General features: G+C 29.3%; 15 protein-coding genes. 1 reads left to right on the forward strand and 14 read right to left on the reverse strand.

Features of this window, described 5'->3' with window-relative positions:
• Positions 1 to 31 precede the first annotated feature (31 nt).
• The 3 genes from recG to AC4FRL_RS04770 all read right to left on the reverse strand — a co-directional run bounded on the left by recG (position 32) and on the right by AC4FRL_RS04770 (position 4226).
• Positions 32 to 2068, reverse strand: a complete 2037-nt coding sequence (gene recG / locus AC4FRL_RS04760) for an ATP-dependent DNA helicase RecG (protein ID WP_491139522.1) — start codon at positions 2066 to 2068, stop codon at positions 32 to 34.
• A 141-nt stretch (positions 2069 to 2209) separates the two neighbouring features.
• Complete coding sequence (locus AC4FRL_RS04765; RefSeq protein WP_491139070.1) at positions 2210 to 3865, reverse strand: DAK2 domain-containing protein; 1656 nt, start codon at positions 3863 to 3865, stop codon at positions 2210 to 2212.
• Positions 3866 to 3878: 13 nt separating this feature from the next.
• On the reverse strand, positions 3879 to 4226 hold the full coding sequence (locus AC4FRL_RS04770) for an Asp23/Gls24 family envelope stress response protein (protein ID WP_491139071.1): 348 nt from the start codon (positions 4224 to 4226) through the stop codon (positions 3879 to 3881).
• Positions 4227 to 4480: 254 nt separating this feature from the next.
• On the opposite strand from AC4FRL_RS04770, the gene rpmB reads away from it, so the two are divergent.
• On the forward strand, positions 4481 to 4672 hold the full coding sequence (gene rpmB / locus AC4FRL_RS04775) for a 50S ribosomal protein L28 (protein ID WP_003458496.1): 192 nt from the start codon (positions 4481 to 4483) through the stop codon (positions 4670 to 4672).
• A gap of 92 nt (positions 4673 to 4764) precedes the next feature.
• Here rpmB and spoVM read toward each other — a convergent pair whose 3' ends face one another.
• From spoVM to def, 11 genes are all read right to left on the reverse strand, one after another.
• Positions 4765 to 4848, reverse strand: a complete 84-nt coding sequence (gene spoVM, locus AC4FRL_RS04780) for a stage V sporulation protein SpoVM (RefSeq protein WP_491139523.1) — start codon at positions 4846 to 4848, stop codon at positions 4765 to 4767.
• 63 nt (positions 4849 to 4911) lie between these two features.
• Positions 4912 to 5541 (reverse strand): thiamine diphosphokinase, encoded by a 630-nt coding sequence (locus AC4FRL_RS04785; protein ID WP_491139072.1) that lies wholly within the window; start codon positions 5539 to 5541, stop codon positions 4912 to 4914.
• Positions 5542 to 5543: 2 nt separating this feature from the next.
• Entirely contained in the window at positions 5544 to 6197 is a 654-nt protein-coding gene (gene rpe / locus AC4FRL_RS04790) for a ribulose-phosphate 3-epimerase (RefSeq protein ID WP_491139073.1), read from the reverse strand.
• Positions 6197 to 7060 (reverse strand): ribosome small subunit-dependent GTPase A, encoded by an 864-nt coding sequence (gene rsgA / locus AC4FRL_RS04795; RefSeq protein WP_491139074.1) that lies wholly within the window; start codon positions 7058 to 7060, stop codon positions 6197 to 6199. The genes rpe and rsgA overlap by 1 nt, the downstream gene beginning before the upstream one ends.
• A 155-nt stretch (positions 7061 to 7215) precedes the next feature.
• Positions 7216 to 9258 (reverse strand): Stk1 family PASTA domain-containing Ser/Thr kinase, encoded by a 2043-nt coding sequence (gene pknB, locus AC4FRL_RS04800; protein ID WP_491139075.1) that lies wholly within the window; start codon positions 9256 to 9258, stop codon positions 7216 to 7218.
• A gap of 1 nt (position 9259) precedes the next feature.
• Complete coding sequence (locus AC4FRL_RS04805; RefSeq protein ID WP_491139076.1) at positions 9260 to 9979, reverse strand: Stp1/IreP family PP2C-type Ser/Thr phosphatase; 720 nt, start codon at positions 9977 to 9979, stop codon at positions 9260 to 9262.
• A gap of 11 nt (positions 9980 to 9990) precedes the next feature.
• Positions 9991 to 11034 (reverse strand): dual-specificity RNA methyltransferase RlmN, encoded by a 1044-nt coding sequence (gene rlmN, locus AC4FRL_RS04810; protein ID WP_491139077.1) that lies wholly within the window; start codon positions 11032 to 11034, stop codon positions 9991 to 9993.
• 41 nt (positions 11035 to 11075) lie between these two features.
• Complete coding sequence (gene rsmB / locus AC4FRL_RS04815) at positions 11076 to 12395, reverse strand: 16S rRNA (cytosine(967)-C(5))-methyltransferase RsmB (protein WP_491139078.1); 1320 nt, start codon at positions 12393 to 12395, stop codon at positions 11076 to 11078.
• Between the two features lie 12 nt (positions 12396 to 12407).
• On the reverse strand, positions 12408 to 13103 hold the full coding sequence (locus AC4FRL_RS04820) for a zinc metallopeptidase (protein ID WP_491139079.1): 696 nt from the start codon (positions 13101 to 13103) through the stop codon (positions 12408 to 12410).
• Between the two features lie 17 nt (positions 13104 to 13120).
• Positions 13121 to 14050, reverse strand: coding sequence for a methionyl-tRNA formyltransferase (fmt, locus tag AC4FRL_RS04825; protein ID WP_491139080.1), 930 nt, complete (start codon positions 14048 to 14050; stop codon positions 13121 to 13123).
• A gap of 19 nt (positions 14051 to 14069) precedes the next feature.
• Positions 14070 to 14513 carry a peptide deformylase gene (gene def, locus AC4FRL_RS04830; RefSeq protein ID WP_491139081.1) on the reverse strand — a complete coding sequence of 148 codons (444 nt, stop codon included), beginning with the start codon at positions 14511 to 14513 and terminating at the stop codon, positions 14070 to 14072.
• Positions 14514 to 14524: the final 11 nt, after the last annotated feature.

Raw genomic sequence — 14524 nt, forward strand, 5'->3', positions numbered from 1 at the left:
TTTATCATATTACTAGTTCTTGAACAATTTACTAATTGAAACAAATATATCTACTATCTCTTTCAATTCCTCTCATTATTTCAGTGCAAAGCTTTTTATTCTGGTCATCTATATTATTTTTAACTATTACTTTAGCTTCATAATTAGCACATTTTAATATATTTATATCATCAACTACATTAGATAAAATAAAACCTTCATCTCCATGTTGTCGCATTCCAAAAACTTCACCAGCACCTCTTAATTTTAAGTCTTCCTCTGCAATATAAAATCCATCTGAACTTTCTGTCATTATTTCCATCCTTCTTTTAGTAACATTATTTTTAGTGTTAGCTATAAGAATACAATAGGATTTATAATCGCCTCTACCAACTCTTCCTCTAAGCTGATGAAGCTGTGCTAAACCAAATCTTTCTGCATTTTCTATAATCATAACTGTAGCATTTGGCACATTAACCCCAACTTCTATAACCGTTGTAGATATTATACCTTTTATTTCTCCATTTTTAAAGTTATTTATGATATCCTCCTTTTCACTTCCCTTCATTTTTCCATGTAGCATTTCAATTTTTATATCTTTAAAAATACCTCTTTTTAATTCCTCATAAACCTTCTCTACAGAATTTAAATTAAGCTTTTCATTTTCTTCTATTAATGGAGATACTATATAAAACTGTCTTCCTTTTTCAACTTCCTTTAAAGCAAAGGTATAAGCTTTTTTTCTTTGATTAATATCAACTAAAACAGTATCTATAGTCTTTCTTCCTGGAGGAAGCTCATCAATTATTGAAATATCTAAATCACTATATAAATAAAGGGAAAGAGTTCTTGGAATAGGCGTTGCAGTCATTACTAAAACATCTGCTCTCTTATTTTTATTTATAAGCTTACTTCTTTGCTCTACTCCAAATCTATGTTGTTCATCTGTAACTAAAAGGCCTAAATTTGTAAAGTTAACATCATCTTGTATTAAAGCATGAGTTCCTATTAACATAATTTCTTTACCACTTGATATTTTTTCTTTTATTCTTTTCTTTTCTTTCTCTTTAGTGCTTCCTGTTAATAACTCTATATCAACACCAAATTTACTTAAATGCTTTTTAGCTTCTTCATAATGCTGATTTGCTAATATTTCTGTTGGAGCCATAAGTACAGTTTGATATCCATTCATATAAACATTAAACATAGATATTAAAGCTACTAAAGTTTTACCAGAACCAACATCTCCTTGAACCAATCTATTCATAGCTACACTTCTTTTTTGGTCTAACAATATCTCTCTAACAGTTCTTGATTGTGCATTAGTTAATGTATAAGGTAGTGATTCTTTTAACTCTTTAAGAAGGGGACTAATTTTAAAACTTATACCACTATTCTCTTTTTTTATATGAGCTTTCATCATTATTATTTTTAATGAATATGTAAATAGTTCTTGAAACTTAAGTCTATTTATTGCATTTTTTAATTCTTCTCTTCCTTCTGGAAAATGTATGCTTCTTATAGCCTTATCTAAAGATATAAGTTTGTATTTTTTTATAATATAATCTGGTAAATTTTCTTTTATAATCATACTCTTAAGTATCTCATTTATAAGTTTAACTAAAATCTTATTTGTTAATCCATTTTTTAAAGAGTATATAGGCATTATTTCACTTCTATTCGCTTCTTTACATGGAATTAATGGGTTTATAATCTCTAGCATATTACTATTTTTTTTAAATTTACCCATAAGATTATATTCGTTTCCTAAAACAAAATTTCTTTTTATGTAAGGTTGATTAAACCATTTTCCAACCACCTTAAAATCCTTATAGGTGAAATTAATTGTTGTTAGTATTTTTCCATTTTTAGTTCTTATAGAGCTTCCATAACTCTTAACTTTACATTTTAAAATAGCTTTTTCATTTTCTATATTCCCCTTTAAATCTATATCATCATTTAAAAATTCATAATCTCTTGGAAAATATAAGAGTAAATCTAAAATTGTAAATATGCATGATTTATTAAGTTTTTCTTTAAGTTTTGGACCAACTCCCTTTACTAAGCCTATATCATCATATATATTAATTTTAATCTCCTCCTTAACCTTATAAAAACTATTAAAATTACAAAATTAAAGGATTATAACCATAAAATTTATAGCTATAACCCTATAATAAAATTTCTATTTATATTAATTTAAATTTCAATAAAATTTATTAAAACCTAATTATTCTACTGACATTATAAAATAATATAAAGGTTGTTCCCCTTTGTAGCATTGAACATCTAAGTCTTCATACTTTTCTTCTAGTTTTTCAACTAAAGCATCAACTTTATCTTCATCACAGTCCTTACCATAGAATATAGTAATTAATTCTGAATCTTCATCAACAGAAGCATCAATTAAATCCTCTGCTACCTTATATGGGTCTTCTCCAACCTCTTTTATCTTACCTTCAACTAATCCTAATATATTACCTTCTTTTATTTCTTTACCATCAACTTCAGTATCTCTAACTGCATATGTTACAGAAGTTGTTTTAACCATTTCCATAGCTTCTTTTAATTCTTCATAATTTTCTTCAACCTCAGCTTCAGGATTAAACATAGTTATACAAGTTATTCCTTGAGGAATTGTTTTAGTTTCTATAACTCTTATATCCTTATCTGAAATTTCAGCTGCTTGATTTGCTGCCATTATTATATTTTTGTTATTAGGTAATATAAATATATGCTCTGCATTTAATTTATCAATAGCCTCTAGCATATCTTGAGTACTTGGATTCATTGTTTGACCACCTTCTATAACGTAATCAACACCTAAATCCTTAAATATATTTTTCATACCTTCACCCATAGCTACTGATATGAAAGCATATTTTTTATACTCTCCTGCTGCAACACTTTCCTCAGTATCTGAAGTATCATTATTTTCTTCATACATACCTTCAAGCATTTCTCTATGTTCTTCTCTCATGTTATCTATTTTAATTTTTGAAAGTTCTCCAAATTTAACTGCTTCTTCTAAAACTTTTCCTGGATTATTTGTATGAATATGAACTTTAATTACATCCTCATATCCAACAACAACTAAAGAATCCCCTTTGTCTATAACCTTAGCTTTAAATTCTTCTGCATTGTTTGAATCGCCTAAAATTATAAATTCAGTACAATATCCAAATTTAATATCTTCTTCATTTATAGCTTCACTTCTATTAACTTTAGTTGCTGAAGATTTATCAAAGCTTTGTGTACCTGTAGTTACTTTTAATCCATTTTCTAAAGCTTCTTGCATTCCTTGAAGGATTATTAATAATCCCATTCCGCCTGAATCCACAACTTTAGCTTTTTTTAAGGCAGGTAACATCTCTGGTGTCTTATCAAGCATAATTTTGCTTTCTCTGCATACTTCTCTCATAAGTTCAGTTATATTTTCTTCCTTTAAGGCTACAGCAACCTCTCCAGCTGTTCTAACAATTGTAAGTATTGTTCCCTCTGTTGGTCTCATAACAGCTTTATAAGCTGATTTACTTCCTTCTAAGATAGCATTTGCAAACTCACTTGCATTAGCCTCTTCTTTTCCTTCAAGCCCTTTTGATATTCCTCTAAGAATCTGTGAAAGAATAACACCTGAATTTCCTCTAGCACCCATAAGAGCACCCTTAGCTAATTTTTTAGAAACTTCTCCTATGTTTTTGCTATTCATTCCTTCGATTTCTTTAACAGCAGCTCTAAATGTCATAGACATATTTGTTCCTGTATCTCCATCTGGAACTGGGAAAACGTTAAGAGAGTTTACATAATCACTTTGTAACTCTAACTTATTTGCTGCATTACTCATCATATAATACAAGTGTTCCCCATTTACTTTATTAAATTTCATTCTGTTTTACCTCCTAGACTCTAACCGCTTGAACATTTACTGTTATGCTAGATACTTTAAGCCCAGTATAATTTTCAACATTATATTTAACTTTTTGAATTATATTGTTTGCTATTACAGATATTTTTGTACCATATTCTACCATAACAAATACTTGTATTGTTAATTTATCATTTTTATCATCTATTTTTACGCCTTTTGTTAAATTTTCTATTCTCATTAACTCCCAAAGGCCTTCTGTAGCACTCTTAGAAACCATCCCAACAACTCCATAACATTCCATTGTTGATAGCCCAACAATCTTTGCTAAAACGTCATCAGTATAAGACACATTTCCATATTCATTTGAATATCCTATCATGGCGATTCCTCCTCAACTAATTAGCTATACTGTATTTAATACCTTTATTTAAGTATAATAAAATAAACACATAAACCTATTACATATACTATATTCTATATTAAATACTTTGATTATTCAAGAACTATATACCTTTTGAAACATATTTTTAAAGAATTATTTTAATATTATGCTTGCATAAACGATATATATTATGATAGAATATTATCTGTCCTATTGAAGATTTTATCTTCATTTTAAAGGAGGTGTTTTTAATGGCAAGAAGATGCGAGATTTGTAACAAAGGAGTTGTAGCTGGAGTACAATACAGTCACTCTCACAGACAATCAAAGAGAACTTGGGCTCCTAACATAAAAAAGGTTAAAGCAATCGTTAAAGGAACACCAAAAACTGTTCACGTTTGTACAAGATGCTTAAGATCTGGAAAAGTTCAAAGAGCTATATAAGAAATCTTTGGCTAAAATGCAGTTTAATAACTGCATTTTTATTTTGCATAAAAAAGGGATAAGTTTTAAACTTATCCCTTTTCTTTTCCATCTTATGTATCAGATTTCTTATTTCCTTTAAAAGCTCTAACTATCTTAGATAAAAACTTTGGTAATTTAATAGTCATTATTCTCATAAACTCTCTCCTACCTTAAAATTATTCTTAGTTTATTTTATGCAGAAGAAACCTAAATTGTGATTAATCTCTTGAATATATAACTAAAACCTCTCCCTTTTCAAAGGAAATTTCAATATAATCATCAACAAATTCATTAGACACACATAAGGAATCTCCTATTAAAAGTTTATGATTTAAAAGCTCATATTTAGAACCCTTTATAGAAAAATTATTTACAGGACAACCAAAAGCTTGAAAGGATATATAATCACCAAATTCTTTCTCTAACCTTGTCCCTTTATTTTCTAAATATATTTTATTATTGTCATCAATAATATAGGTTTTAATATTTTTTCTTAACCCTTCTCTTAATAACCCTAAATTAGCCATTACATGGTCTATTCTTGTACCTGTAACACCTAATAAAGCTATCTCTGTAGCGCCTAACTCTATAGCCTTTAAAAAAGCTATTTCTGTATCTGTATAATCCTTCTCTGGATTAAATTTTTCAATATTTAAATTTTCTAATATCTCTTTAAATTCTTCTCCAATGGAGTCAAAATCACCTAAAGCATAATCTGGAGTAATATCATTTTCTATATAAGCTTCTACTCCTTTATCTGCTGCAATTAATAAATCACAATCTTTAATCTCTTTTTTTAAAAGTTTAGAACTTGGTTTATTTCCTCCAGCTATTATAAGAGCTTTCATAATTATAAAGCCTCTCTTAAAGCTTTAATATTTTCTTCTATATTATTTCCTTTAAATACAGCTGAACCTGCAACTAAAACGTTAGCACCAGAGTCTACTATTTCTTTTATATTATCTGTTCCAACGCCTCCATCTACTTGAATTAGTAAATCTTCTCTTCCACAAGCTTTAGCCATACTCTTAACTTCTTTTATTTTATCTAAACTATAAGGTATAAAACTTTGTCCTCCAAATCCTGGGTTAACAGACATTATTAATACCATATCTAAAGAAGCTATTAAATTTTTAAGCATTGAAACGGGTGTTCCTGGATTTAAAGCTATTCCAGCTTTGCAACCCTTACTTTTTATATAATTTATTGTTCTATCTATATGTCTATCTGCTTCATAATGAACAGTTATTAAATCTGCTCCTGCATTTATAAATTCATCTATATATCTTCCTGGTTCTTCTATCATTAAATGAACATCAAAAACAAGATTACTTAATCCTCTTATTGCTTTCATTATTGGAAAACCAAAACTTATATTAGGAACAAAATGGCCATCCATTACATCTATATGTAAAAACTCTGCTCCCCCTTTTTCTACTCTTTTAACTTGTTCTCCTAAAACACTAAAATCTGCTGATAATATTGATGGTGCTATTTTAACCATTAATTATTCCTCCTATTTATTATCTCTTCTAAAGTTTTTATATAAAATTCATATCTTAGCTTGTTTATTTTCCCTTCTTCAACGGCTTCCTTTACAGCACACTTAGGCTCTTTATAATGATTACACCCATTAAACTTACAAAGATTATTATAATCATTAAACTCTGGGAAACAATATTTTAATCCATCCCTATCTATAAAAGTAACATCTAAAGTTGTAAAACCTGGAGTATCAACTAAATATCCCTTATCCACTTCAATAAGTTCGCTATGTCTAGTAGTATGTTTTCCTCTTCCTATTTTTTCACTAACACTTCCAGTTTCCATATGTTCTCTATTTATAAAAGAATTTAAAAGTGTTGATTTACCTGCTCCAGAGGGACCACAAAGAACTGTTATATTATTAGCTAACCTTTCTTTTAAAGCATCAAAACCTTTTCCTTCCTTAGCATTTATGAAAAGAACCTCATAACCTATATCATTTATTAACTCCTTTAACCTTTCTTTTTCTTCATAAGTACATAAGTCCTCCTTATTTAGACATACAACTGCATGTATATCATTATACTCACAAAGAGTTAAAAATCTATTTAACAAATCTAAATTTATATCAGGATTTTTTATTGCAAAAACTACAAAGGCTTGTGTTACGTTTGCAACAGTTGGTCTTATAAGCTCTGAGCTTCTCTCATGAATCTTTTCTATTACACCTTTCCCATTCTCAACCTTTATTGTAACCTTATCTCCTACCATAGGTTTTAAAGAATTATATCTAAACTTACCTCTAGCCTTACATTCAATAATACCTTCTTCTGTTTTTATGTAGTAAAATCCACCTATGCCTTTTATTATAATTCCTTCCATGTTTCCTCCCTTTATTTAATGCTATATACTCTTATAATAAACAAAATTTAATATAAAATGCAAGAATCTTATAATCTATTTATATGATTTTGTAAAATAATAATCATATTTTATAATTTTTATAAAAAAAGAGAGCCTATTTAGCTCTCTCTTTTTTATTGATTATCTCCTGGTTGATTTGGATTTGGATGTTCTTGATTTTGTTGTTCTTCAGGTTTTGGTTTTTCCTCATTCTTATTTTCATCTTTTGGTGGTTCAACTGGCTTTTCATTTTTAGGTTTCTCCATAGTTACAGAAACAGAACCACCTTCTTCTACTGTATTGTGACTTACTGAAATTATTTTTAAGGAATCACTAGTTATTCCATTTACAGTTACATTATGGTTTGCAGCCCAATTTCTTGCTTCACTTCCTGTCATACCTACAAGGTCTCCTGCATTAAATTTAGCTTTAGCAGGTTCTCCATAGTAACTTATTGTTATTGTTAAAGTTTCTCCCTCTTTAATTGTTATTCCACCAACTTGGCTTTGGGCATAAACTTTTCCTACTTCTCCTTGACTATTTGCAGCGTCTCCTTTTACAGCATTAACTGAAACTCCAAGGTTTGCTAAAATTGATTTAGCTTCATCTACAGATTTACCTGAAACATTTGGTACATCTATAAGCTTAGTTTTTATTTCTACACCCTTACTTAAAATAACATTTATCTTAGAACCTTTATCTACCGATTCATCTTTGTTAGGGTTTTGAGAAATAACCTCTCCCTTAGCAACGCTATCACTATAATCTTCGCTAACATCACCTAGTTCTAATCCTAAACTATTTAAAGTTCTCTTAACACTCTCTAAATTCATGTTTGTTAAATCAGGTACTTTAACTTGTTCAGGACCTCCACTTACAACAAGCTTCACTTCACTTTTTTTCTTAACAGAAGCCCCAACTTCTGGTTCAACTTTCAAGACTACACCTTTTTCCTCATCACTTTCTTCTGTAACTTCTACAACTTTTAATCCTAATTTTTCTAATTCTTTTTTAGCTACATCCTGTTTTTGTCCTACTACATTAGGTATTGTAACCTCTTTGTTTTCAGACATTTTTTTAACACCTACAACCCCAATAGTCCCTAATAATGCTATAGCTAAAACTGCACAAAGAATCATAACTATAGGCGATTTTTTATTGCTACTTCTTTTTTTAATGTTATTTTGAGAATCCTCTTCTTTTTGATTATCCTCATCTTCGTCGTCTTCTTCATCCTCATCTTCATCATAATCGTCAAAATCTTCAGATTTTACCTCATTATTAGGAGGTACCACAGGAGACATAACTTTTGTAAATTGATTTTCTTCTTCTTCCTTCTTAGATAAAATAGTTGCATTTGGATCCTTTTTTATTTTTTCTAAATCAGTTATCATTTCCTTAGCAGTTTGGTATCTATTAACAGGATCTTTTTCAATAGCTTTCATTATTAAATCATTTAAACTATCTGGAATATTTTTATTTATACTCTTAGGAGGTATAGCCTGTTCTTGTATATGCTTAACAGCTACAGTAACAGGGGAATCTCCATTAAAGGGTACAACTCCTGTAACCATTTCATAAAGTACTATTCCTAAAGAATATAAATCTGTTCTATAGTCTGTATATGTTCCCTTAGCCTGTTCTGGCGAAAAGTAATGAGCAGACCCCATAACACTATTTGTATGTGCTATAGTTGATGAATCCATAGATTTAGCTATTCCAAAGTCTGTTACTTTAACAACCCCTTCTTCTGTAACCAAAATATTTTGTGGCTTAACATCTCTATGTATAATTCCACTTCTATGGGCACATTCTAAAGCCTTAGCTACCTTTATTCCTATACTTATTGCAACTTCGTAAGGCAATGGGCCTTTTTCTTTAATTATATCCTTTAAAGTTTTTCCCTCAACATATTCCATTACAATATAATTGATATCATCTTGAGTTCCAACATCTAATACATTTACTACATTTGGATTAGATAAGTTAGCAATGGCTGTAGCTTCCTTTTTAAATCTTCTAACAATTTCTTCATTGTTTTTAAATTCATCTTTTAATATTTTAACAGCTACGAATCTATTTAACTTTCTACATCTAGCTTTGTACACAAAGGACATGCCACCTTCGCCTACACACTGAAGCAACTCGTACCTATTCCCTAAGATTTTACCTATCATTCTACTTCTCTCCTCCAAAAACTAACACTGTAATATTATCTTTTCCTCCCCTTGCCTTTGCCATTTCTACTAATTCATTGCATGCTTTATCAAAATTTTCAGCCTTAATTATCTTTTTCCAAATTTCATATTCTTCTACATCATTACTTAGTCCATCTGTACAAAGTAAGTATGCCTTATATTCATCTCTGTCAACTTTAAATACATCTACATCAACATTTGAATTAGTTCCTATAGCTCTAGTTATTACATTTTTTCTTGGATGGTTTCTAGCTTCCCCCTCTGTAATACAACCACTATCAACAAGTTCTTGAACTAAGGAATGATCCTTTGTTAGTTTTTTTATTCCATTTTCATTAATACCAAAACAAGAACTGTCACCTACATTGGCAACATAAACTATATTTTTAACTTCTAATATAGCTGTTATTGTTGTACCCATACCAGATAAACCTGAACTTTCTTTACTCATATTATATATTTTATTGTTAGCATGTAAAATAGCTTCTCTTAAAAGATCCTCTATAGGTATTAATGAAAATTTCTCTTTAATAAAAGATATTATACTCTCAACAGCTCTTTTACTTGCAACTTCTCCTGCATTATGTCCACCCATTCCGTCGCCAACTACATATATTGAAAATTCATCTTCTCTAGAATAAGACAAAAAGTCTTCATTTAATTCTCTAACATTTCCTTTATCTGTTACAAATCCTAACATAAAATTTCCCCCTACAGTTTCAACCCTTTTGACTTAATATAACTTCTTCTTAATTGCCCACAGGCTGCATCTATGTCTGAGCCCATTTCTCTTCTTACTGTAGCTTCTATTCCATAGGTTTTAAGAGTATTTAAAAATACTTCTATATCTTTTTTAGTAGACCTTTTAAACTCATTTTCTTTTATTTCATTTACAGGAATTAAATTGACATGACAAAGCATTCCTTTTAAAAGTCTTCCTAAACTTTTAGCATCCTCTTTAGTATCATTAACTCCACTAACTAAAGAATACTCAAAAGTTACTCTTCTTCCTGTCTTTTCAATGTAATAATTACAAGCTTCTAAGATTTCACTTATGGAATACTTATTAGCTATTGGCATTATAGTTCTTCTCTTTTCATCAGAAACAGCATGTAAAGAGATAGCTAAGGTAACTTGCATTTCCTTATCAGCCATTTCTTTAATCTTTGGAACAAGTCCACAAGTTGATAAAGTTATATGCCTTTGACCTATGTTTAAACTATAATCAGCATTTACAACTTCTAAAAACTTCATAACATTATCATAATTATCTAAAGGCTCTCCACTTCCCATTAAAACTATATTAGATATTCTCTCTCCTAAAAGCTTTTGACCTATTAATACCTCTGATAATATTTCTCCTGAAGTTAAGTTTCTTACCATTCCTTCTAAAGTTGATGCACAGAATTTACATCCCATCCTACAACCTATTTGTGTGGAAACACAAATAGAATTTCCGTATTTATATCTCATAATAACACATTCTATTATGTTTCCATCTCTTAAGGCTAGAAGAACTTTTCTAGTTCCATCCTCACTAGAGGATAAATAATCTATAACTTCAGGTATTCCTATATAAAAGTTTTCTGAAAGTTTGTTTATTAATGCCTTAGGTATATTTTTCATTTCTTCAAAATTAAATACCTCTTTTTTATATATCCAATCGAAAATTTGCTTTGCTCTAAAGGCACTTTCTCCATTTTCTTTCATCCATTCTTTTAATTCATCTAATGTAAAATCTAAGATGTTTTTCATATAGTTTCACCTTCCATGTTTATCTTTTTTGCTTTTTACTTTTATTTTTTCTTAAGCTTAGCAATAAAGAAACCATCCATATATTTATTAGGTAATATTGTAACACTTCCATTATCGTTATATATTACATTATCTGCCTTACCTAAAAATATCTTCTCAATTTCGCAATCTGAATTTTTCTCTACAAACCAATCTATAACTTCTTCATTTTCCTTTTTATTTAAAGTACAAGTAGAATAAATTAGTTCTCCACCTTTTTTCAAATAATTCCAAGCATTATTTAAAATTTCTTTTTGGACCTTAACAACCTCTGTTAAGTCATTATTCTTTTTATTCCATTTTATTTCTGGTTTCTTTCTTATAATTCCAAGTCCTGAACAAGGAACATCTAATAAAACTCTATCTGCCCAATTTACGTAATTAGAGTTTACCTTTGTTGCATCTCCTAATTCAACTTTAATATTGCTTAATCCTAATCTATCTATATTTTCTTTTATTAAAGCTAACTTATGGTCATGAATATCAAAAGCTACAACTTCTCCTTTATTCATAAGTAACTCTCCAATATGAGTTGCCTTAGTTCCTGGTGCACTACATAAGTCCATAACTTTTTCTTCACCTTGTAAATTAAATAAAGGTGCAACTAACATTGCGCTTTCATCCTGAACTGTTATTAAACCTTCTTGATAAAGTTTATTCTTTTCTATTGCACTACCCTTTTTAATTATAATAGCTTCAGGTGAGAAAGCACCTTCTTCTATATCATATCCTTCTTCTTCAAGTCTTTCATAAACCTCATCATAGTCAGCTTTAAGTGCATTAACTCTAACTGTTATATATGGAACTGTGTTTAATCCTCTAAGAATTCTTAAAGCATCTTCTTTTCCATATTGTTTTATAAACATTTCTATCATCCATCTGTCAAAAGAAAAATCATAGCATAGAGCCTCATTATTTCTTAATCCAACCTTAAAGTTTTTGTTTTCATTTCTTAAGTAATTTCTTAAAACTCCATTTACAAGCTTACTTAAGTTAGGTGCAACTTCCTTAGTTAAGTTTACAGCTTCATTAACTATAGCATAAGGTGGCACCCTGTCTAAAAACTTCATTTGATATACTGAACTTCTTAAAATATTAAGTACATTTTCATCTATCTTTCCAATATCAGCTACAAAATTTGAAAGAATTATATCTATCATTTTTTTGTATTTTATAGTTCCATAAACAACTTCTGTTATTAATCCTTTATCCTTTGGATCTATATCATTAGATGCAAATTGCTTATTTATTTCTATATTTGAGTAAGCTCCCTTTAATAAAACATTATCTAATATTTCAACTATTATTTTTCTTGCATTCATATATTTTAACCTCTAATCATTTGAATTTCTATCGCTTATAGCGAAAAGCCTTACTAATTGTAAAACAGCCATAAGTGTTGCTGCAACATATGTTAAAGCTGCTGCTCCTAATACTTTTTTAGCTCCTTGTATTTCCTCATCATATAATATTCCTCTATCTTCTAAAAGTTTTAAAGCTCTTGAAGATGCATTAAACTCTACTGGTAATGTTACTAGTTGAAAAAGTACAATTACAGAAAATAAAATTATACCTATAGTTACTAATCCTTTAAAACTAAATAATATTCCAACTATAAATAAAATCCAAGATAAACTTGAAGAAAAGTTAACTAAAGGAACTATGGAATTTCTAAAAACTAAAGCTGCATAAGATTCCTTATCTTGTATAGCATGCCCTACTTCATGAGCAGCTACTCCTATAGATGCTACTGATGTACTTCCATAAACATCTGAAGAAAGCCTTAAAACCTTTGACTTTGGGTCATAGTGGTCACTTAATCTTCCTCCTATTTGTTGAATTTCTACATCTTGAAGTCCTGCATCATTTAAAAGAATTCTAGCAACTTGTGCTCCTGTATACCCATTTCTACTTCTAACGGTACTATATCTATTAAAAGTGCTAGATACTTTAAATTGAGCCCAAGCTGATATTAAAATTGCTGGTATAAGTATTAAGTAAGTTGGATCAATCCTGTACGGATAAAACATAATCTCACCCTCTTAAATTATTTTAAAGTTTTACCAATTTCAATCTTGTTACCATTTATAAATTGTTCTACATATAATTGTTTACTATTTGGGAATTGTAATTTTTCTATAACAAGTATATCTTTTCCTGTTGAAACCTTAATACCTGTCTTATCTACAGATAATATAGTTCCTGCTTCCTTGTTGCTATTTCCTTTTTCAACTCTTGTTTCATATATCTTTACTACTTTATCATCATAAGATGTTAAAGCTATAGGCCAAGGGTTTAATCCTCTAACTAAATTATGAATATCTTCAGCAGGAAGATTCCAATTAATTTTAGCTAATTCTTTATTAAGCATAGGTGCATAACAAGTCTTCTCATCCTCTTGCTTTTCTGGAACTATTTTATTTTCCAAAATACCTTTTATTGTTTTAACTAATAAATCTCCGCCTCTTTCTTTTAAGATATCATGTAATTCTCCTGTTGTCATATTATCAGTTATTTCAACTTCATCTTTTAAAAGCATATCACCAGTATCAATGCCTACATCCATAAGCATTGTTGTATTTCCTGTTACCTTTTCACCTTTTATTATACTCCAATTTAAAGGTGCTGCCCCTCTATACTTAGGAAGTAATGACGCATGTAGATTTATACATCCATATTTAGGTATATCTAAAACTTCTTTAGTTAATATTTGACCAAAAGCTACCACCACAATAAAATCTGGTTTCATATTTTTTAATTCTTCTATAGTTTCAGGTTCATTTTTTAATCTTAAAGGTTGATAAACCTTTATGTTATTTTCTAAAGCAACCTCTTTAACTGGAGACATAGCTAATTTTTTTCCTCTTCCCTTTGGTCTATCTGGTTGAGTAAACACAGCCTCTACTCCAAATTCCTTTATCAAACTTTTTAATGATGGTACCGCAAATTCTGGTGTTCCCATAAATACTATCTTCATGTCAAATTCCTCCTTAGTCTTAAAGTTCGTGGTCTATAAAAAGTACTCCCTCTAAATGATCATACTCATGTTGTATAGCTCTTGCTAAAAGTTCTTCAGCCTCTAATACAAATTCATTTCCATCTATATCTAAAGCTTTTATCTTTATTTTATTAGCTCTGTTTACAGCTTTATGTCTTCCTGGTAAACTTAAGCATCCTTCTTCATCTATTTGTTCTCCACTTTTTTCTAATATTTCTGGATTTATAAAAACCTTAGCTCCCTTTCCATCCATAACATCAACAACAAAAACTCTCTTTAGTATTCCAACTTGAGGTGCCGCTAAACCAACTCCATTGTTTTCATACATAGTATCTAACATATCTTTTACTAAGATTTTTATTCTATCATTAATATCTTCAACTGCTCTACATTTTTTTCTTAGTATCTCATCTTCATTAAATCTTAAGTTCCTTATTGCCAAAATAAACTCCT

It is taken from the genome of Clostridium sp. TJA032 (assembly GCF_058310275.1).

Bases quoted from the DNA above. Each gene is read 5' to 3' on its own strand.
- spoVM (WP_491139523.1), bottom strand. From the start codon at position 4,848: ATGAGAATAATGACTATTAAATTACCAAAGTTTTTATCTAAGATAGTT.
- AC4FRL_RS04765 (WP_491139070.1), bottom strand. From the start codon at position 3,865: ATGAAATTTAATAAAGTAAATGGGGAACACTTGTATTATATGATGAGT.
- rlmN (WP_491139077.1), bottom strand. From the start codon at position 11,034: ATGAAAAACATCTTAGATTTTACATTAGATGAATTAAAAGAATGGATG.
- rpe (WP_491139073.1), bottom strand. From the start codon at position 6,197: ATGGTTAAAATAGCACCATCAATATTATCAGCAGATTTTAGTGTTTTA.
- rpmB (WP_003458496.1), top strand. From the start codon at position 4,481: ATGGCAAGAAGATGCGAGATTTGTAACAAAGGAGTTGTAGCTGGAGTA.
- fmt (WP_491139080.1), bottom strand. From the start codon at position 14,050: ATGAAGATAGTATTTATGGGAACACCAGAATTTGCGGTACCATCATTA.
- AC4FRL_RS04785 (WP_491139072.1), bottom strand. From the start codon at position 5,541: ATGAAAGCTCTTATAATAGCTGGAGGAAATAAACCAAGTTCTAAACTT.
- rsgA (WP_491139074.1), bottom strand. From the start codon at position 7,060: ATGGAAGGAATTATAATAAAAGGCATAGGTGGATTTTACTACATAAAA.
- AC4FRL_RS04805 (WP_491139076.1), bottom strand. From the start codon at position 9,979: ATGTTAGGATTTGTAACAGATAAAGGAAATGTTAGAGAATTAAATGAA.
- AC4FRL_RS04770 (WP_491139071.1), bottom strand. From the start codon at position 4,226: ATGATAGGATATTCAAATGAATATGGAAATGTGTCTTATACTGATGAC.
- pknB (WP_491139075.1), bottom strand. From the start codon at position 9,258: ATGATAGGTAAAATCTTAGGGAATAGGTACGAGTTGCTTCAGTGTGTA.
- rsmB (WP_491139078.1), bottom strand. From the start codon at position 12,395: ATGAATGCAAGAAAAATAATAGTTGAAATATTAGATAATGTTTTATTA.
- AC4FRL_RS04820 (WP_491139079.1), bottom strand. From the start codon at position 13,103: ATGTTTTATCCGTACAGGATTGATCCAACTTACTTAATACTTATACCA.